This window comes from Brevundimonas sp. DS20 (assembly GCF_001310255.1).
Taxonomy (GTDB): Bacteria; Pseudomonadota; Alphaproteobacteria; order Caulobacterales; family Caulobacteraceae; genus Brevundimonas; species Brevundimonas aurantiaca.
In genome coordinates this window covers 1,946,647-1,963,308 of record NZ_CP012897.1, presented here as the reverse complement: position 1 = coordinate 1,963,308, position 16,662 = coordinate 1,946,647, and the positions used below count along the sequence as shown (strand labels likewise).

Annotated in this window: 21 protein-coding genes and 1 riboswitch; of the genes, 3 read left to right on the top strand and 18 right to left on the bottom strand. The window is 66.2% G+C overall.

The window, feature by feature from the left end:
• Nucleotide 1 precedes the first annotated feature (1 nt).
• From rplN to metE, 13 genes are all read right to left on the bottom strand, one after another.
• Entirely contained in the window at nt 2-370 is a 369-nt protein-coding gene (rplN, locus tag JL11_RS09515) for a 50S ribosomal protein L14 (RefSeq protein WP_003164378.1), read from the bottom strand.
• 18 nt (nt 371-388) lie between these two features.
• On the bottom strand, nt 389-631 hold the full coding sequence (gene rpsQ, locus JL11_RS09510; RefSeq protein WP_054765464.1) for a 30S ribosomal protein S17: 243 nt from the start codon (nt 629-631) through the stop codon (nt 389-391).
• Nucleotides 632-641: 10 nt separating this feature from the next.
• Entirely contained in the window at nt 642-839 is a 198-nt protein-coding gene (rpmC, locus tag JL11_RS09505; protein WP_054765463.1) for a 50S ribosomal protein L29, read from the bottom strand.
• Nucleotides 839-1,279, bottom strand: a complete 441-nt coding sequence (gene rplP / locus JL11_RS09500; protein WP_054765462.1) for a 50S ribosomal protein L16 — start codon at nt 1,277-1,279, stop codon at nt 839-841. The genes rpmC and rplP overlap by 1 nt, the downstream gene beginning before the upstream one ends.
• Nucleotides 1,280-1,282: 3 nt before the next feature.
• Nucleotides 1,283-2,038: a 30S ribosomal protein S3 gene (rpsC, locus tag JL11_RS09495; RefSeq protein WP_054765461.1), complete on the bottom strand. Its 756-nt coding sequence runs from the start codon at nt 2,036-2,038 to the stop codon at nt 1,283-1,285.
• Nucleotides 2,038-2,418, bottom strand: coding sequence for a 50S ribosomal protein L22 (rplV, locus tag JL11_RS09490; protein WP_054765460.1), 381 nt, complete (start codon nt 2,416-2,418; stop codon nt 2,038-2,040). Before rplV ends, rpsC begins: the two co-directional genes overlap by 1 nt.
• 3 nt (nt 2,419-2,421) lie before the next feature.
• A complete protein-coding gene (rpsS, locus tag JL11_RS09485; protein WP_007442184.1) occupies nt 2,422-2,700 on the bottom strand; it encodes a 30S ribosomal protein S19 in 279 nt (92 codons plus the stop codon).
• 2 nt (nt 2,701-2,702) lie between these two features.
• Nucleotides 2,703-3,539, bottom strand: a complete 837-nt coding sequence (gene rplB / locus JL11_RS09480) for a 50S ribosomal protein L2 (protein WP_054765459.1) — start codon at nt 3,537-3,539, stop codon at nt 2,703-2,705.
• A gap of 4 nt (nt 3,540-3,543) precedes the next feature.
• Nucleotides 3,544-3,846: a 50S ribosomal protein L23 gene (locus JL11_RS09475; RefSeq protein ID WP_054765458.1), complete on the bottom strand. Its 303-nt coding sequence runs from the start codon at nt 3,844-3,846 to the stop codon at nt 3,544-3,546.
• On the bottom strand, nt 3,846-4,484 hold the full coding sequence (gene rplD, locus JL11_RS09470) for a 50S ribosomal protein L4 (RefSeq protein ID WP_054765457.1): 639 nt from the start codon (nt 4,482-4,484) through the stop codon (nt 3,846-3,848). The genes JL11_RS09475 and rplD overlap by 1 nt, the downstream gene beginning before the upstream one ends.
• Nucleotides 4,484-5,236 (bottom strand): 50S ribosomal protein L3, encoded by a 753-nt coding sequence (rplC, locus tag JL11_RS09465; protein WP_054765456.1) that lies wholly within the window; start codon nt 5,234-5,236, stop codon nt 4,484-4,486. Before rplC ends, rplD begins: the two co-directional genes overlap by 1 nt.
• A 20-nt stretch (nt 5,237-5,256) precedes the next feature.
• Nucleotides 5,257-5,562, bottom strand: coding sequence for a 30S ribosomal protein S10 (rpsJ, locus tag JL11_RS09460; RefSeq protein ID WP_003164367.1), 306 nt, complete (start codon nt 5,560-5,562; stop codon nt 5,257-5,259).
• Between the two features lie 346 nt (nt 5,563-5,908).
• Entirely contained in the window at nt 5,909-8,251 is a 2,343-nt protein-coding gene (gene metE / locus JL11_RS09455) for a 5-methyltetrahydropteroyltriglutamate--homocysteine S-methyltransferase (protein WP_054765455.1), read from the bottom strand.
• Between the two features lie 110 nt (nt 8,252-8,361).
• Nucleotides 8,362-8,562: riboswitch (cobalamin riboswitch) on the bottom strand.
• 251 nt (nt 8,563-8,813) lie between these two features.
• Between metE and JL11_RS09450 the strand changes: the two genes are divergently transcribed.
• Nucleotides 8,814-9,566 (top strand): porin, encoded by a 753-nt coding sequence (locus tag JL11_RS09450; protein ID WP_054765454.1) that lies wholly within the window; start codon nt 8,814-8,816, stop codon nt 9,564-9,566.
• A 130-nt stretch (nt 9,567-9,696) separates the two neighbouring features.
• Here the strand turns inward: JL11_RS09450 and JL11_RS09445 are convergent, their stop codons facing one another.
• The 3 genes from JL11_RS09445 to JL11_RS09435 form a co-directional block, all read right to left on the bottom strand.
• Nucleotides 9,697-10,572, bottom strand: a complete 876-nt coding sequence (locus JL11_RS09445; protein ID WP_054765453.1) for a GIN domain-containing protein — start codon at nt 10,570-10,572, stop codon at nt 9,697-9,699.
• A gap of 99 nt (nt 10,573-10,671) precedes the next feature.
• Nucleotides 10,672-11,580, bottom strand: a complete 909-nt coding sequence (locus JL11_RS09440) for a hypothetical protein (protein WP_054765452.1) — start codon at nt 11,578-11,580, stop codon at nt 10,672-10,674.
• A 19-nt stretch (nt 11,581-11,599) separates the two neighbouring features.
• Nucleotides 11,600-12,760 carry a GNAT family N-acetyltransferase gene (locus JL11_RS09435; RefSeq protein ID WP_054765451.1) on the bottom strand — a complete coding sequence of 387 codons (1,161 nt, stop codon included), beginning with the start codon at nt 12,758-12,760 and terminating at the stop codon, nt 11,600-11,602.
• Nucleotides 12,761-12,940: 180 nt separating this feature from the next.
• Between JL11_RS09435 and JL11_RS17710 the strand changes: the two genes are divergently transcribed.
• Together JL11_RS17710 and JL11_RS09430 are read left to right on the top strand one after the other, a co-directional pair.
• Nucleotides 12,941-13,102 (top strand): hypothetical protein, encoded by a 162-nt coding sequence (locus tag JL11_RS17710; protein WP_191555498.1) that lies wholly within the window; start codon nt 12,941-12,943, stop codon nt 13,100-13,102.
• 38 nt (nt 13,103-13,140) lie between these two features.
• On the top strand, nt 13,141-14,211 hold the full coding sequence (locus tag JL11_RS09430; RefSeq protein WP_054765450.1) for a L,D-transpeptidase family protein: 1,071 nt from the start codon (nt 13,141-13,143) through the stop codon (nt 14,209-14,211).
• Nucleotides 14,212-14,220: 9 nt separating this feature from the next.
• Here the strand turns inward: JL11_RS09430 and JL11_RS09425 are convergent, their stop codons facing one another.
• Together JL11_RS09425 and pdxH are read right to left on the bottom strand one after the other, a co-directional pair.
• A complete protein-coding gene (locus JL11_RS09425) occupies nt 14,221-15,816 on the bottom strand; it encodes a carboxylesterase/lipase family protein (protein WP_054765449.1) in 1,596 nt (531 codons plus the stop codon).
• An 87-nt stretch (nt 15,817-15,903) separates the two neighbouring features.
• Nucleotides 15,904-16,578, bottom strand: a complete 675-nt coding sequence (gene pdxH, locus JL11_RS09420) for a pyridoxamine 5'-phosphate oxidase (protein WP_054765448.1) — start codon at nt 16,576-16,578, stop codon at nt 15,904-15,906.
• Nucleotides 16,579-16,662: the final 84 nt, after the last annotated feature.

Below are 16,662 nucleotides of genomic sequence, written 5' to 3'. Positions count from 1 at the left end.
GTTACAGGACCTCCGGAGCCAGCGAGATGATCTTCATGTGGTTCTTGGCGCGCAGTTCGCGGGGAACCGGGCCGAAGATCCGCGTGCCGACGGGCTCGTTCTGCTTGTTGACGATGACGGCGGCCGACTTGTCAAAACGAATGACCGAGCCGTCCTTGCGTTGGATGTCCTTGGCGGTGCGCACGACGATGGCGCGCACGACGTCGCCCTTCTTCACGCGGCCGCGCGGAATGGCTTCCTTCACGGAGGCGACGATAGTGTCGCCGATCGAGGCGTAGCGGCGCTTGGAGCCGCCCAACACCTTGATGCACATGACCCGGCGGGCGCCCGAATTATCGGCCACTTCCAGGTTAGTTTGCATCTGGATCATAAGATCAGATCCTTCTGATTACGAGGCGGAGGCGTTGGAAAGGACTTCCCAGCGCTTCAACTTGGACTTGGGGGCGCACTCGACGATGCGAGCGACGTCGCCGACTTTGAGCGCGTTGGCTTCGTCGTGGGCGTGGTACTTCTTGGACGACCGGACGGTCTTCTTCAGAAGCGGGTGCAGCAGGGTGCGCTCCACCTTCACGACGACGGTCTTGTCGCCCTTGTCGGACACGACGACGCCTTCAAGAATTCGCTTGGGCATATTCGTTTCCTTACGAGGCCGCACGCTTCTCGCGCAGGAGCGTCGAGATGCGGGCGATGTCTTTGCGCACTTCACCCACGCGGTGGGTTTTCTCCATCTGGCCGGTGGCCGCCTGGAAACGCAGGTTGAACTGTTCCTTCTTGAGCTTCAGCAGCTCGTCGGCCAGCTGGTCGGTCGTTTGCGACCGCAGATCGGCGATCTTGGTCATTAGGCGGCTTCCTCAACTTGGGCGATGCCGGCGTCGATGCGGGTCACCACCTTGGTGCGGACCGGCAGCTTGGCGGCGCCGAGACGGAGCGCCTCGCGGGCGACCTCGTCCGACACGCCGTCGATTTCGAACAGGATGCGGCCGGGGTGGCAGCGCGCCGCCCAATAGTCCACCGCGCCCTTGCCCTTACCCATCCGGACTTCGGCCGGCTTGCCCGTGACGGGCAGGTCGGGGAAGACGCGGATCCAGACGCGGCCCTGACGCTTCATCTGGCGGGTGATCGCGCGGCGGGCCGCTTCGATCTGACGCGCCGTGATGCGTTCCGGTTCCAGCGTCTTCAGGCCGTACGACCCGAAGTTCAGCGAGAAGCCGCCCTTGGCCGAGCCGTGGATACGGCCCTTGAAGGCCTTGCGGTACTTGGTCTTCTTCGGTTGCAACATGACTTAGTTCTCACGTCCCCGATCGCGACGCGGACCGCGGTCGCCACGGGGGCCGCCGCGTTCGCGGCCTTCGTTCGAGGACGGACCCGAGGCTTCCTGGGCCCAACGCTTGTCCTGGGCCATCGGGTCGTGCTCGAGCACTTCACCCTTAAACACCCAGACCTTCACGCCGATGATGCCGTAGGTCGTCTTGGCTTCGTAGAAGCCGTAGTCGATGTCGGCCCGCAGGGTGTGAAGCGGCACGCGGCCTTCGCGATACCATTCCATCCGCGCGATTTCAGCGCCGCCCAGACGACCCGAGACATTCATCCGAATGCCCTTGGCGCCCAGACGCATGGCCGATTGCATGGCGCGCTTCATGGCGCGACGGAAGGCGACGCGGCGTTCCAGCTGCTGCGCGATGTTCTCGGCGATCAGCTGGGCGTCGGTTTCCGGCTTGCGGACTTCGATGATGTTCAGGTGAACTTCACCTTCGGTGCGCGCCGAGATGTCCTTGCGGAGCTTCTCGATGTCAGCGCCCTTCTTGCCGATCACGACGCCTGGACGGGCGGCATAGATGGTGATGCGGCACTTCTTGTGCGGGCGCTCGATGATGATGCGCGACACGCCGGCGGCCGACAGGCGTTCCCGCAGCCACTCGCGCAGCTTCAGGTCCTGGTGCAGCAGGCGGGAATAGTCGGCGCCGGCGGCGAACCAACGGCTGTCCCACGTGCGGTTCACGCCGAGGCGCAGACCGACCGGATTGATTTTCTGTCCCATCAGGCGGCCTCGCCGGCTTCGCGAACCACGATGGTGATCTCGCTGAACGGTTTCAGGATGCGCGACGAGCGACCACGAGCGCGGCTCGCGAAACGCTTCATCACCAGGTTCTTGCCCACAAAGGCCTCGGCGACGACCAGGTTGTCGATGTCGAGGTTGTGGTTGTTCTCGGCGTTCGAGATCGCCGAATACAGGACCTTGCGGACGTCGCCGGCGATGCGCTTACGGCTGAATTCCAGCTCGTTCAGCGCCTTCTGAACCGGCATGCCGCGGATCGAGGCGGCGACCAGGTTCAGCTTCTGAGGGCTGATGCGCATGTTGACCTGCTTGGCGCGGGCCTCGGTCGGGCCGACCCGACGAATGTTCTTGGTCTGGGCCATCGGTTACTTCCTTTTGGCCTTCTTGTCCGCCGCGTGACCCGGGAAGTTCCGGGTCGGGGCGAACTCGCCGAACTTCATGCCGACCATCTCTTCCGAGACCGACACGGGAACGTGCTTCTGACCGTTATGGACGCCGAACGTCAGACCGACGAACTGCGGCAGGATGGTGGAGCGGCGCGACCAGGTCTTGATCACGTCCTTGCGGCCCGACGATTGAACGGCGTCGGCCTTCTTGAGCAGATACCCGTCGACAAACGGGCCTTTCCAGGAGGAGCGGGCCATTCTTAGCGAGCCTTCTTCACGTGACGGGTACGGATGATGAACTTGTCCGTAGCCTTGTTCTTACGGGTGCGGGTGCCCTTGGTGTCCTTACCCCACGGCGTGACGGGGGTACGACCGCCGGAGGTCCGGCCTTCACCACCACCGTGCGGGTGGTCGATCGGGTTCATGGCGACGCCGCGGACGTGCGGACGCCAGCCCATGTGGCGCTTGCGGCCGGCCTTGCCCAGGTTCTGGTTCATGTGGTCGGGGTTCGAAACCGCGCCCACCGTGGCCATGCAGCTGTCCAGGACCATGCGCAGCTCGCCCGAGCCGAGACGGATCTGGGCGTAGCCCTGATCGCGACCCACCAGCTGGGCGTAGGCGCCGGCCGAACGGGCCAGCTGAGCGCCCTTGCCGGGCTTCATCTCGATGTTGTGGATGATCGTACCCACCGGCATCGAACGAAGCGGCATGGCGTTGCCCGGCTTCACGTCGGTCTTTTCGCCCGCGACCACCGTGTCGCCCGCCTTCAGGCGTTGCGGCGCGATGATGTAGGTCTTCTCGCCGTCCTCATAGGTCACGAGGGCGATGAAGGCCGTGCGGTTGGGATCGTATTCCAGACGCTCGACCGTGCCGACCATGTCCCACTTGCGACGCTTGAAGTCGATCTTGCGGTACAGGGTCTTGGCGCCGCCGCCGCGGAAGCGGACCGCGACGCGACCGCCCTGCCCGCGACCGCCCGACTTGGTCAGACCTTCGGTCAGCGACTTTTCCGGACGGCCCTTGTGGAGTTCCGAACGGTCGACCAGCACGAGGGCGCGACGGCCCGGCGAAGTCGGATTGTAATGTTTCAAGGCCATCTGATCAGAGCCCCGTGGTGACGTCGATCGACTGGCCGTCGGCCAGGGTCACGATCGCTTTTTTGATGTCGACGCGACGGCCGAGGATGCCCCGGAAGCGCTTGGTCTTGCCCTTTTGGACCAGGGTGTTGACCTTGACGACGTTGACTTTGAACAGGCTTTCGACCGCAGCGGCGATCTCGTCCTTGGTCGCCGTGTCGGCGACGCGGAAGACGACCTTGTTCTGCTCGGACAGGATCGTGGCCTTTTCGGTGATCACCGGGGCCAGGATGGTGTCATAGTGCTTGGCGGTAGGTTGAGCGGCCATTACGCGGCTTCCTTATCGCTGAAGCGGGCTTCGATCGCCTCGACGGCGGCCTTGGTCAGCACCAGCTTGTCGGCCCGCAGGATGTCATAGACGTTCAGGCCGGCGTTCGGCAGCACGTCGATGTGCGGGATGTTGCGGGCGGCCAGACCGAAGTTGGCGTCGACTTCCGGACCCGCGATGATCAGAGCCTTGGTCCAGCCCAGCTTGCCCAGCGTCTCGCGCAGGGCGGCCGTCTTGGCCTCCTTGACCGAGACGGTGTCGACGACGACCAGGTCGCCCGACTTCACCTTGGACGACAGGGCGTGACGCAGAGCCAGGGCGCGGATCTTCTTCGGCAGGGAGAAGCCGTGATCGCGAACGACCGGACCGAAGGCGCGCGAGCCGCCGACGAACTGCGGCGCACGGCGCGAACCGTGACGAGCGCCGCCGGTGCCCTTCTGCTTGTACATCTTCTTACCCGTACGAGAGTTCTCGTTGCGGGTTTGAACCTTGTGCGTGCCGGCGCGGCGCTTGGCCAGCTGCCAGCTGACGGTGCGGGCCAGGATGTCGCCGCGGATTTCGGAGATGCCGAAGACGGCGTCCGAGAGCTCCACGTCGCCGGCAGCCTTGCCGTCGAGTTTGATGACCGAGAGTTTCATTACGCTTCACCGCCTTCGGTCGCTTCAACGGCCGGGGCTTCTTCAGCCGGGGTCTCAGCGGGTTGAGCAGCAGCCTTCGCCGACTTGACGGCGCCCGGGAACGGGGCGTCGGCCGGACGGGCCTTCTTGATGGCGTCGCGAACCTTGACGTAGGCGCCGTCATGACCGGGCACAGCGCCCTTGATCAGGATCAGGCCACGCTCGGCGTCCACGCGGACGACGGTCAGGTTCTGGGTGGTGACGGTTTCGGCGCCGTAGTGACCGGCCATCTTCTTGCCGGGGAAGGTGCGGCCCGGATCCTGACGGTTACCCGTCGAACCGTGCGAACGGTGCGACAGCGACACGCCGTGCGTGGCGCGCAGACCGCCGAAGTTCCAGCGCTTCATGGCGCCGGCGAAACCCTTACCGATGGTCTCGCCCTGGATGTCGACCTTCTGGCCCGCCACGAAGTGGTCGGCCGACAGTTCGGCGCCCACGTCCAGCAGACCGTCCGCATCGACGCGGAACTCGGTCACATAGGCCTTCGGTTCGACTTCCGCCTTGGCGAAGGTCTCGCGTTGAGCCTTGTTGGTGTTCTTAGCCTTCTTCGCGCCAGCGCCCAGCTGGAGAGCGACGTAGCCGTCACGCTCCTGGGTACGTTGGCCGACGACTTGGCAGCCGTCGAGCTGCAGCACAGTGACCGGAACGTGCGCGCCGTCATCGGCGAACACGCGGGTCATGCCCAGCTTCTTGGCGATCACGCCCGTGCGCATCGGATCCCGCCTCTTTCTACTTAAATCTTGATCTCGACGTCCACGCCGGCGGACAGGTCGAGCTTCATGAGCGCGTCCACGGTCTGCGGGGTGGGGTCGACGATGTCGAGCACGCGCTTGTGCGTGCGGATTTCAAACTGCTCACGCGACTTCTTATCGACGTGCGGAGAGCGGTTCACGGTGAACTTTTCGATCAGGGTCGGCAGCGGAATCGGACCACGGACAGTGGCGCCGGTGCGCTTGGCGGTATTGACGATCTCGCGCGTCGAAAAATCGAGGACGCGGTGATCAAAGGCCTTGAGCCTGATGCGGATGCTTTGATCCATATCGGTGCTTACTTCCAATGCGGTCGGAGGACCGCGTCCCTGTGAACCATTTCAAAGACCGAAGGCCTTCGGGCGCTAGGCCCTCAGGGTACGCAAATCCGCAAAAACGATCGGCCCACGCAGTCGCCTGCGAAGGCCGTTAAAGTCCTGGGTCACTGCAAAGAACAGGGTCTCAGGTCGTTCCTGCGAACCGCGTCTGCATCCGGGGATGCACAGCCGGTCCAACAAGAGTGGCGGCTTATGCCTAGCGATTCCGATTTCGTCAAGCGCGGAACCGAGAGCGGCGACAGGATTTTCCACGCCGGTCGGAGGACGGTCGAACACCGCCTCCGCCGGCCGCAAATGATCAGGCCGCCGCCGCCTCCCCCGCCCTCATGAGCCGCGCCGCCGTCACCATATTGGCGAGCGCCGCCTCAGTCTCGGGCCAAGCCCGCGTCTTCAGCCCGCAATCCGGATTCACCCAAAGCCGGTCCTGCGGCAGCCTGCGCGCCGCCGCCTTCAGCAGGGCGGTCATCGCCTCGACCGTGGGGACGCGCGGCGAGTGGATGTCATAGACGCCCGGCCCGATCTCGGCCGGATAGCGGTAGTCGGAGAAGGCGTCGAGCAGCTCCATCCTGGACCGCGAGGTCTCGATGGAGATGACGTCGGCGTCCATGGCTCCGATCGCCTGAATGATGTCGTTGAACTCCGAATAGCACATATGGGTGTGGATCTGGGTTTCGTCTCGCACCCCCGAGGCCGTGATGCGGAAGCTTTCGACCGCCCATTCCAGATAGTCGTCCCAGTCGGCGCGCCGCAGGGGCAGGCCCTCGCGCAGGGCGGCCTCGTCGATCTGGATGACGGCGGCGCCGGCGGCCTCCAGGTCGATCACCTCATCGCGGATGGCGAAGGCGATCTGGCGGCAGGTCGTGCTGCGCGGCTGGTCGTCGCGCACGAAGGACCAGTTCAGAATCGTGACGGGGCCTGTCAGCATGCCTTTCACCGGTCTGTTGGTCAGCCCCTGCGCATAGCGCCACCATTCGACCGTCATCGGCCTCGGCCGCGCGACGTCGCCATAGAGGATGGGCGGGCGCACGCAGCGCGAACCGTAGGACTGCACCCAGGCGGCCTTTGTGAAGACGAAGCCGGACAAGTGCTCGCCGAAGTACTGGACCATGTCGTTGCGCTCGAACTCGCCGTGGACCAGGACATCCAGGCCGAGCGCCTCCTGCCATTTGACCGTTCGCGCGGTCTCGTCGCGCAGCAAGCGGGCGTAGGCCGCATCGTCGATGACGCCTCGCCCGTGATCAGCGCGCGCCTTTCGGATCTCAGTCGTCTGAGGAAAAGAGCCTATGGTGGTGGTCGGATAGGCGGGCAGATTCAGACGCCCCCGCTGAACCTGGCGACGAATTTCAAAGCAGGATTTTCTGAGCGCCAGGGCGGGGTCGGCGTCGGCGGCTCGCGCCTGGACCTTCGGGTCGTTGATGCGCGGCGAAGTGCGACGTGAGGCGACCGAGGCGGTCGAGGCGTCGAGCGCCGCCCTCACCGCCGCGCGGCCTTCATTCAACGCCCGCGCCAGGGTGGCCAACTCGGCCACCTTCTGCACGGCGAAGGCCAGCCAGTCCTTGATCTCGGGGTCTAGCCCGGTCTCCCGCTCCAGATCAATCGGGGTGTGCAGCAAAGAGCAGGACGGGGCGATCACCACCCTGCGCCCGGCCGCGACCAGGGGCTCCACCTTGTCCAGCGCGGCGTTGAGGTCCGCCTTCCAGACGTTGCGGCCGTCGATGACGCCAAGCGAAAGCACCTGATCCACGCGCGCTGCAGACGCGACCTGGGCCAACTGCTCCGGCGCTCGGATCAGGTCGATGTGCAGTCCGTGAACCGGCAGACGCAGCACGGTCTCCAGATTATCCCCGAGCCCGCCGAAATAGGTGGTCAGCATCAGCTTGATCGGCGGCGTCACATCGGTCAGCACCCGATAGGCGTGATCATAAGCCGCCCTCGCCTCATCGCTCAGATCGGTGACCAGGCAAGGCTCGTCCATCTGGACCCAGGTGGCGCCGGCGCGGGCCAAGGACCGAAGCACCTCGGCATAGACGGGCAGCAGGCGCGGCAGCAGGCCGAGAACGTCAAACGGCTCGCCCCGTGCCTTGCCCAGCAGAAGATAAGAGACAGGCCCCAGCAGCACCGGCCGGGTCTCGATCCCCAGCGCTTTCGCCTCCAGATATTCGTCCAGCGCCTTGGTCGAGCCGAGACGGAACACCTGATCGAAGGTGAACTCCGGCGCGAGATAATGGTAGTTGGTGTCGAACCATTTGGTCATCTCCATGGCCGGCGTCCCCTCGCCGCTCGCATGGACATGGCCGTGCGCACACGGCTGGCTGTCGCCTCGCGATCCACGGGCCATGGCGAAATAGGTCGCCAGATCGACGCGCTCCCCGCTCCAGCCGTAGGCGGCCGGCACGGCGCCCACCATGGCCGTCAGGTCGAGCACATGATCATAGAGAGAGAAGTCGTTGGACGGCACGACGTCGGCCCCCAGGTCGCGCTGGCGCGCCCAGGTCAGGGCGCGCAGCTCGGCGGCTGTGGACAGGAGGGTCTCGGCGTCGGTCTTGCCGGCCCAATAGGCCTCAAGCGCGGTCTTCAGTTCTCTCTTGGGGCCGATGCGGGGAAAGCCGAGGATGGCGACCTGGACGGTGTGGCGGGTCATGACGTTCGAAACCTGTGTTGTGGCCAGGCTTCGGACAGGGTCGCGCTGACGCCGACGCGGACGTGCAGGGTCCGGCGGCGCGCATGCGGCCTGACCGGACACCCCGCCGGAGGACGTTATCTGTCGGGGCAGGTCTCCTGGCTCACGGGTCGACGCCTCGGGTCCGGCCTTCCCGGCGTGAACGCCAGTGACACTAGATGGACCCTCGACTCGCCGCTTACAGTTGCGGGGGCAGCGCCGGTTTCACACCGGCTTCCCTCTTAGCTCCACGCACTGAAAGGCGCGCGGAGACCACGACACATCAAGATGACCCCACATTTTCGTCGCCGTCAATGCATATAAAGACATGCTTATATGATTATAGGATTGGCTGATCTTAACCCTTTGCCCCGAGATGCGCGCACCCCTGACACATTGTGACCACAAGGCGTGGCAGATGGGCCACACGACAGTTTCAAGACACTTACGTAACGACGATTTAATGCTCAGCTTCGTCCGCGCCTGATAGCAGCCGCCCTCCCCGGACCCCCATCCGGGTCGAGACTGCTAAGGACAAAACAAAATGAAGACGATCCTCCTCGCCACGGCCGCCGCCGCCCTGTTCGCCGCCCCGGCCTTCGCCCAAGACGCCGTCGGCTCGGTCGGCGTGACCTATTCCAACCCCTCGATCGAAGTCGCCGGCAACGATGTCGACGCCGACGTCTGGACCGTGGACGGCACGGTCGCCCTGCCGGCCGCCGACTGGACCGTGACCCTGAACGGCGCCGTCGACTACACCAAGGCCTTCGGTGAAGAAGACGTCACCGGCGTCGCCGCCGCCCACCTGACCAAGATGTGGACCTCGGACGTCCGCGCGGGCGCCTTCGTCGCCGCCAACGGCATCGGCTCGGGCGATGAGCCGGTCTGGACCGTCGGCGCCGAGGCCCAGAAGTACCTGTCCAACGCGACCCTGACCGGCCTGGTGGCCTACACCACGGCCGATGACGCAGACGCCGACATCTGGACCGTCGGCGGCGACGCCGCCTTCTACGTGATGCCGAACCTGCGCCTGAACGCCGGCGTCAGCTACAACAACGTCGATGTCGCCGGCGGCGACGTGGACGCCTGGACCTACGGCGTTGGCGCCGAGTACGAAATCGAGAACACCCCGTTCTCGGTCGGCGCTTCCTACACCCGCGCCGACATCGACTCGCTGGACGTCGACACCTGGTCGCTGGGTCTGCGCTACAGCTTCGGCGGCGGCCTGCAAGCGCGTGACCGCGCCGGCGCCGGCCTGGGCGTCTCGTCGATCACGAGCCTCCTGAGCGTCTTCTAAACCAGCCTGTCTGCTGACTAAAAAAAGGGCCCCGGCGGAGCGATCCGCCGGGGCTTTTTCATCGCCGCCGTCCCATTGCGGAAGATCCAGGGTTCCACGACCGGAGCCTTCCAGCGGCGAGAAGCGGATGTCAGCGTCCGATTCGGACAGAGCCTGAGCCGACGATTGACCGGGAGATCGAGCCGGTCACCGCCGCGACATAGACGCTGCCGGACCCCGCTATCGCCGCGTTGAGGTCGCGGGTCGTCCCTCCGTAGTGAACCTCGCCTGACCCGCCGATCGACACCGACAGCTTGTCCAGACGGCCCTGGCGCACGGTCACGCCGCCCGACCCGCCGATCGAAATATCCCCCTGGCCCGAGACGGCCGCCACATCGACCCGGCCCGTGCCCCCGACGCTGGTCTTCAGATTTCCGGTCGCGCCCGCCGCGACGGAGCCTGAACCGCCCACATTGGCTTCCAAGCTGCGTGAAGCGCCGGCTCGGATCGAGCCTGAGCCGCCGACGCTCAGTTCCAAGGCGCCGTCGACATTGGCCACCGTCCACGAGCCGCACCCGCCGCTGTCCAGTTCGACCGAACGCGCGCCGCGTCCCACGGCGCCGAAAACAGCGCCCTCCGCGCTAACGTCCACATCACGCGGGGTGCGCAACACGATCAGCGGCGCGTCTTCCAGACGGACGCGGCCCAGGTTGCGCACCTCAACACTGGCGCCTTCGCCAGGTTGGGCGGCGCCCGCACGCCCGGCGTTGCAGTTGCGGATGTCCCCGCCCCACATCCCGGTGCGACGCAGGCCGCCGTCGATGCGGACGTCCCGTCCCTGACGACGGACCTGAAGCGCGGGCAGCCGGGAGCGTCCCTGCGTCACCTCCACTGCGACGTCCTGGCGGTCTTCGACGATGACGACGACGCGCGCGACAGCGTTGCGGATTTCGACCTCGGCGGCCGACGCCGGCGCGGCTGCGGCGCAGGCGGCCAATGCGGCGGCGGCGATCAGAACGGTCTTCATGAGAGCTCCCTTTCCCTGACTATGGGAGAAGGGTGATCGCCCGGGCGACCGAAGTCATTTTAACTTCAGGTCATGAACCCGAATTAACCTGGCCCCGCCTCAGGCCCGGATCTCTCCCGCTCCGTCGGCGGCGCCGATCTGCGGTTCGAAGTCGCGTTCGAAATGGGCGATCCGGCTCTTCAACAATCCGGCGCGCTTAAGGGCCAGAGAGGCCGCCCAGCGGGCCGCCAGCTCGGGCGTCCCCATGGCGTCGGTGCAACGCGGGCGTCCGCCGCGGCTGCGAAGGACGGCGTTGGTGAACAGGGCTCCGTTTCGGAAACGCGACGGCCAGGTCTGGAAGTCCATCGACAGGCTGACGCAGAACCGATCCAGATTCTCAACCCTGTGCGGCGCATACAGAGGCCAGGTCAGCGCCCGGCCCGGCTCCAGATCGATGATCTGCGCCTCTCGCTCGAAGGCCAGGTCATAGGGCAGTTCCTCGGTCGTCTGGCGGGCGACCACCTGTTCCATGTTCCGTTCCGGCAACCGCCGTTCGTCGCCGGGATAGACGTAGATCCGCTTGCGCCCCCGCATGTGGAACAGGACCACCCCTGCCGCGTCGAAATGATAGGGCACCCGCGCCTTGGGCGACGACAGAATCAGCTGACCAGCGTTCCGAACGGCTCTAAGACCGGGGTAGGTCGCCTGGATCTTGCGAAATTCGTCCATGGCGGCGGCCCAAAGCTCTGGCCAGCCGGTCTCCAAGCTCCGCAAATTGACCCACAGCCGGCCCTGTTTGATGGCCTCCAGCAGGGCCTCGCCGGACAGCCGCCCTCGCGCGCCGGTCCGCAGACTGACCTGCCCCGCCTCGTCATAGTCATACAGGTTGATGTCGAACAGTTCGGCGGGATAGCGATCCAGCACCGTCGCCAGGACCGCATCCTCGGCGAACCCCTGATCGACCAGTGTGTGCGGGTGGTCCGCCGCCTCTGAGATCGGACCGGGGTAGCGGGTGCGTCGTTCGTTCATCGGCCTTCCTCGGCTTCGCTTAGACGTGGGCCACGCGGGCCGGGCCTTTGCGCTTGGCCGCCGCCTTGCTCACGGCGGACCGAAGGGCGAAGGCGGCGCCGCGCAACTGGCCAAGGGAGGAGGCTTCGCAGGCCTCGATGGTGGACCAGCGGCGACGCAGAGAGTTGCGCAGGGCCTGCCCCCGTCCTCCGGCTCCGCCCAGGGCGGCCACGGCCGCCTCGCCTAGGCTCCGGCCCAGGCCGGGCCGGATCACCACCGCCTCCCGCACCGTCTGGCGCGCATTGACGAAATACTTCTTGTACCCCTCGCCTTCGAAACCGAAGTCGAAGACGCGGAAGCCGTCCGTCGCCGCCAGCCGCATCGTGTCCATGCTCAACAGAATGCCGGGCGAACACCGCGCCAGCCGCGGCTCATAGGCCGGGAACCAGAAGTGGTAATGACGGCCGGCGTGGAGCGAGAACTCCAGCGCCACCAGGCTGTCGCCGGCGTGCATGACGGCCATCGAGGCGCCGAAGTCTTCGTGCCGGGCCAGCATCAGGGCGTGCAGCAGGTCGCGTGTCCATCCGCAGGCGAAGATGTCGTGCAGACCGGATCGACGGTACTGGGCCGCCTTTAGGGCGATCAGACGGTCCAGGAGAACCGGGTCGCGCAGGCCCGCTTCGACGCGGATCGGCCCAAGCTCGGCCTCAAGACTGCGGCGGGCGCGCTCCTTGTCCTTGAAATACTTGCCGTAGGTCGATCGACGCTCGGCGTACCAGGCCTCGTAACCGGGCTCCGACATGGCGACCTGGACCGTCCCGCGCGCCTGACCCGCTTGGGCGGGCCCCACCCAGCTCGGCACATTAAGCCTTCGCGGGTTCAGCACGCCGGCGACCGCCTCCAGACTGAGCATCTCGTCCTCGGCGGCGATGACGCCGTGGTAGTCGTTCATCGGGGCGCCCAGCGGCTGCACCGCGCCGCCGCGCCTCTGGTGGGGAAAGAAACCCACAATCCGCTCGCCCCGCCGAAACACGGCGACGGCGGCGCCCGGGCAGACGCGGGCGGCGATCTCAGTGAATTCCCACCGGAAATAGGGGCTGGCCAGGGCGGGGTTGGTTAAGGTCCACCGCCGCCACAGGTCGACCGCGGCGGGATCCATCGCCTCCGCCTTCATGATCTCGACCTGCAGCGTTTCCGCCATGACGCCCTCGTGCGACCTCGACAGGCGAGGTCCGTTCCATCACGCCTCCTAACCAATCTCCTGTTTCGTTAGGGTTCACCGGCATGGTGAACGTCTGTTGACGCATGAGGAGGGAGCCGTGGCGCTCCGGATGCGTTGGCTCCGTCTCGGACGCCCCGCGTCTCCTTGGAAATGAAGCCGATGACCGACACCCGCCCCGATGACCGCAAAGTCGAGAATGAAAACCTGCGCCCGGACTCCGACGGCGAGCCGCCGCGCCCGGCGACGGAGCCAAAGGGCGCCGAAGGCTCCAGCAATTCAGGAAAGACGGCGACGGACCCGGCGACAGGGGAAGCGAACTGACCCCGCAGCCATCGTCCCCCGACCTTCCAGGATTATTCATGCCCCCTCGTTTCATTGTCCTGGCGCCAACCGTCGCCGCCCTGACCGTCGCGGGCCTGGCTGTCGCCGCCTGCGATCCCAACGACGACCGGCCGCCCGCCGCCCCCGCAGAGCAGACCGCCCAAGTCGGGGCGCAGGGCCGTCTGTCGCGCGACGCCATCGAGAACACCGCCTATTCCCCGCCGTCGACCGAGGGTGAAGGTGCGAGCCCTGCGGCTCGACCGCAACCGGACCCCGCCCTGATCCGCGCCCAAGTGCTGTTGCAACGCGCCCGCTTCTCGCCAGGCGCCATCGACGGTTTGGAAGGGTCCAACATGCGTCAGGCCGTCTCCGCCTTTCAGAAGGTCCAGGGTCTGCCCGTCAACGGCCGCCTCGACGCCGAGGTCATGGGGCGGTTGCGCGCCGCCAGCCAGGGCGCCGTGACCTCTACCTATGAGATAACCCAACAGGACGTTTCGGCTTCCTATCTCGGCATAGTCCCGACCGAGCTGGAGGCCCAGGGCCGGGCGCCGTCTATGGGCTACGCCAATATCGTCGAAGCACTGGCCGAGCGCTTTCATGTGACCGAGGACCTGCTGAGGGCCCTGAACCCTACGGCAGACTTCAACCGCCCAGGCCAGAAGTTGCTGGTTCCCGCGATCAATACGACGCCCTTGGCTGCGGATGTCGAAAGAATTGAGGTGGACAAGGCCCAAGGCGCGGTGCGGGCCTATGGCGCGGACGGGACGCTGCTCGCCTATTTCCCGGCGACGATCGGCAGTCGGGACAATCCCACCCCGACGGGCACGGTCAAGGTCAACGGCGTCGCCCGCAATCCCGACTATGTCTACGACCCGTCAAAGCTCAGCTATGGCGATCTGGATCGCAAGGTGGTCGTGGCCCCCGGGCCCAACAATCCTGTGGGCGTGGTCTGGATCGATCTGAACAAGCCCAGCTACGGCATCCACGGCACGCCGGATCCACATCTGGTCGGCAAGACCGCGTCGCACGGCTGCGTTCGCCTGACCAATTGGGACGCCTGGACCCTGGCCGACAAGGTCAAGCCGGGCGTGACCGTCCGCTTCGTCTAGGTGCTGGACCTAGTGGACGGCGCCGAAGGGCGTCCCGTCCCAGAAGTCGCAGTTGTGACGAGCGAAGAAGGCGTCATCCAGTCGATCGCCCTGGGCCGTAAACACCCGAACCGGCCCCGCGCCCGCCACACGGGGCCATTCAGCGCCGAAATCCTGCTGTCCGAACCCGGCCCACAGGCCCTGCATGCGGTGCGACAACGCCTTCTGCTCTGGCGTGAACCGGTCGACGTCGGCGAAGATCCAACTGGTCCCGAAGACATAGGCCAGTTCGCTGGCGTGATAAGCGCCCAGGTCCAGGCCCACGATCCCGTCGGGCAGGACGAATGGGGCGTCGCGATCGGCGAACTCATATCCCCAGACTGGCGTATAGCGCGACAGCTGACGCCGCAGGGCCTGGGACGGACAGGCGAACCTCTGGTCGGTGAAGTTGGCGGCTATGGCATAGGCCGGGCCATCCGGGCCGACCGGATAGCGGTCCAGCACGCGGGGACCGACATCGCCGTACATCCACAGCGTCTCCTTCTGGTAGCGGTCCATGTCCTTGACTTCATTGGCGAACAGACGCCCCTCGTCCAGATTGGTCCCGACGATGACGGGCACGCGGGTGAACCGCCCCTGGTCGATAGCCAGGGCGGGGTTTTCAGGCACGGTCGCATCGGTGTGCACCGGTCCCCACGACCCTGGGCCGTTGATGCCCGCCCGAACTGACGGCGCCCGCGACAGACGCCAGGCGGGCAAGGCCTTCAGGCAGGCGATCTGATCGGCGCCGGTGCAGCCCAAACGCCGGGCGAAGAGCGGGCCGGAGGCGGCGGCCTCTTCAGCGCTGACCAGAGACGAGGGCTCCAGACAGCCGCCGCTTTGCAGGATCATCCTCTGATAGAGACCCTCGGCCTGGGGCGAGGTCATCAGATAACAGGCGGCCCAGGCGCCGGCGCTTTCCGTGAACAGGGTGACATTGGCCGGGTCTCCGCCGAAGGCGGCGACGTTGCGGTTCACCCATTTCAGCGCCGCCAACTGATCCATCAGGCCGAAGTTGCCGCCGAACCCCTCACCCTCAGCCTGGAACTGAGGATGCGCCAGCCAGCCGAGGGCCCCCAGCCGGTAGTTCAAAGTGACGACCACCCGGTCCTGATCCACCGCCAGCCGCGACGGATCGTAGTTGGCGCCCGAGCCCACGGTGAAGGCGCCGCCCGGTATATAGACCATGACAGGCCGGCGCCGCTGCGGTTCGCCGGCCGGGGCGTAGATGTTGAGGTAGAGGCAATCCTCTGACCCGACCACCAGACCGCCCCCGCCGCCCAATATCGCCTTGCGCCCTATAGCCTGGGTGCAGTCGGACCCTATGCGGGTGGCGTCGCGCACCCCGCTCCAGCCTTCAACGGGCTGAGGCGCCCGCCAGCGCAGTTCGCCGACGGGCGGGCGCGCGAAGGGCACGCCCAGAAACGCCCGCGCGCCCGCGCCCTCTACGCCCCGAACCGTCCCGGCCTCGGTGGCGGCGAGAACCGGGCGAGCGTCCGGCGCAAACTTAATGGAGAGGACCTTGCCCGGATGGACGGCGCAGGCCGCCAGAACGAGGGACGCGAACAGCAGCGACAGCAGACGCATAGAGAACCTTGGCCGTGACGAAGCGACTTTAACGCGCGCGCCCGTGCAAATATCCCTGTGCGAACCGATTCAGTCCCGCAGAACGACCTAGGGCCAAAGGCGCTGTCGCAGCCAGGCGTCGCCGTCGCGGGTGAAGCGCAGCCGGTCATGCAGGCGGAACGGCCGGTCGCGCCAGAATTCGACGACATGGGGCGTCACCCGCCAGCCGCTCCACCGCTCAGGACGCGGCACATCCAGGTCCTCAAAACGCGCAGTCTCGCGCGCGACGGCCGCCTCCAGGGTCTGGCGATCGTCCAGCGGTCGCGACTGGTCCGAGGCCCAGGCGCCGATGCGGCTCTCGCGGGCCCGGCTGGCGAAATAGTCGTCGGCCTCCTGAGGCGTCACCGGTTCGACTGAGCCTCGCACCCGCACCTGACGGCGCAGCGACTTCCAGTGAAAGGTCAAGGCGGCGACCGGCCGCGCCGCCAGTTCGACGCCCTTGGCGCTTTCGCGGTTCGAATAGAAGGTGAAGCCGCGCGCATCGACGTCCTTCAACAACACGATCCGCGCGTCCGGCATGCCGTCGGCGTCCACGGTGGACAGGGTCATGGCGTTGGAATCATTGACCTCATGCGCGCGCGCCTCAGCGAGCCACTCGATGAAGGGACCGATCGGTTCGGTGCGGTCGAACAGGCTTTCGTCGCCGTTGGCGGCCAGGGCGGCGGCGTAGTCGCGAGCGTATTCCTCTCGCGACGGACTGGGCGGGATCACTGGTGCGGTCATGCGCAGGATTTAGACTGTGAAGGAGCCGATGAAAATGATCGGGATCAAATCCCCCCTCCCCGCCGTCCAGATCAAGCTGGTTAA

What these genes read in the sequence shown, in the direction of transcription:
- rplC (WP_054765456.1), bottom strand. Translation starts at nt 5,236, where the DNA reads ATGCGCACGGGCGTGATCGCCAAGAAGCTGGGCATGACCCGCGTGTTC.
- JL11_RS17710 (WP_191555498.1), top strand. Translation starts at nt 12,941, where the DNA reads ATGACCGACACCCGCCCCGATGACCGCAAAGTCGAGAATGAAAACCTG.
- rplD (WP_054765457.1), bottom strand. Translation starts at nt 4,484, where the DNA reads ATGAAACTCTCGGTCATCAAACTCGACGGCAAGGCTGCCGGCGACGTG.
- rpsJ (WP_003164367.1), bottom strand. Translation starts at nt 5,562, where the DNA reads ATGGATCAAAGCATCCGCATCAGGCTCAAGGCCTTTGATCACCGCGTC.
- JL11_RS09440 (WP_054765452.1), bottom strand. Translation starts at nt 11,580, where the DNA reads ATGAACGAACGACGCACCCGCTACCCCGGTCCGATCTCAGAGGCGGCG.
- JL11_RS09475 (WP_054765458.1), bottom strand. Translation starts at nt 3,846, where the DNA reads ATGGCCGCTCAACCTACCGCCAAGCACTATGACACCATCCTGGCCCCG.
- rplV (WP_054765460.1), bottom strand. Translation starts at nt 2,418, where the DNA reads ATGGCCCAGACCAAGAACATTCGTCGGGTCGGCCCGACCGAGGCCCGC.
- rplP (WP_054765462.1), bottom strand. Translation starts at nt 1,279, where the DNA reads ATGTTGCAACCGAAGAAGACCAAGTACCGCAAGGCCTTCAAGGGCCGT.
- rpmC (WP_054765463.1), bottom strand. Translation starts at nt 839, where the DNA reads ATGACCAAGATCGCCGATCTGCGGTCGCAAACGACCGACCAGCTGGCC.
- rplB (WP_054765459.1), bottom strand. Translation starts at nt 3,539, where the DNA reads ATGGCCTTGAAACATTACAATCCGACTTCGCCGGGCCGTCGCGCCCTC.
- JL11_RS09450 (WP_054765454.1), top strand. Translation starts at nt 8,814, where the DNA reads ATGAAGACGATCCTCCTCGCCACGGCCGCCGCCGCCCTGTTCGCCGCC.
- rpsQ (WP_054765464.1), bottom strand. Translation starts at nt 631, where the DNA reads ATGCCCAAGCGAATTCTTGAAGGCGTCGTCGTGTCCGACAAGGGCGAC.
- pdxH (WP_054765448.1), bottom strand. Translation starts at nt 16,578, where the DNA reads ATGACCGCACCAGTGATCCCGCCCAGTCCGTCGCGAGAGGAATACGCT.
- metE (WP_054765455.1), bottom strand. Translation starts at nt 8,251, where the DNA reads ATGACCCGCCACACCGTCCAGGTCGCCATCCTCGGCTTTCCCCGCATC.
- JL11_RS09435 (WP_054765451.1), bottom strand. Translation starts at nt 12,760, where the DNA reads ATGGCGGAAACGCTGCAGGTCGAGATCATGAAGGCGGAGGCGATGGAT.
- JL11_RS09425 (WP_054765449.1), bottom strand. Translation starts at nt 15,816, where the DNA reads ATGCGTCTGCTGTCGCTGCTGTTCGCGTCCCTCGTTCTGGCGGCCTGC.
- rpsS (WP_007442184.1), bottom strand. Translation starts at nt 2,700, where the DNA reads ATGGCCCGCTCCTCCTGGAAAGGCCCGTTTGTCGACGGGTATCTGCTC.
- JL11_RS09445 (WP_054765453.1), bottom strand. Translation starts at nt 10,572, where the DNA reads ATGAAGACCGTTCTGATCGCCGCCGCCGCATTGGCCGCCTGCGCCGCA.
- JL11_RS09430 (WP_054765450.1), top strand. Translation starts at nt 13,141, where the DNA reads ATGCCCCCTCGTTTCATTGTCCTGGCGCCAACCGTCGCCGCCCTGACC.
- rpsC (WP_054765461.1), bottom strand. Translation starts at nt 2,038, where the DNA reads ATGGGACAGAAAATCAATCCGGTCGGTCTGCGCCTCGGCGTGAACCGC.
- rplN (WP_003164378.1), bottom strand. Translation starts at nt 370, where the DNA reads ATGATCCAGATGCAAACTAACCTGGAAGTGGCCGATAATTCGGGCGCC.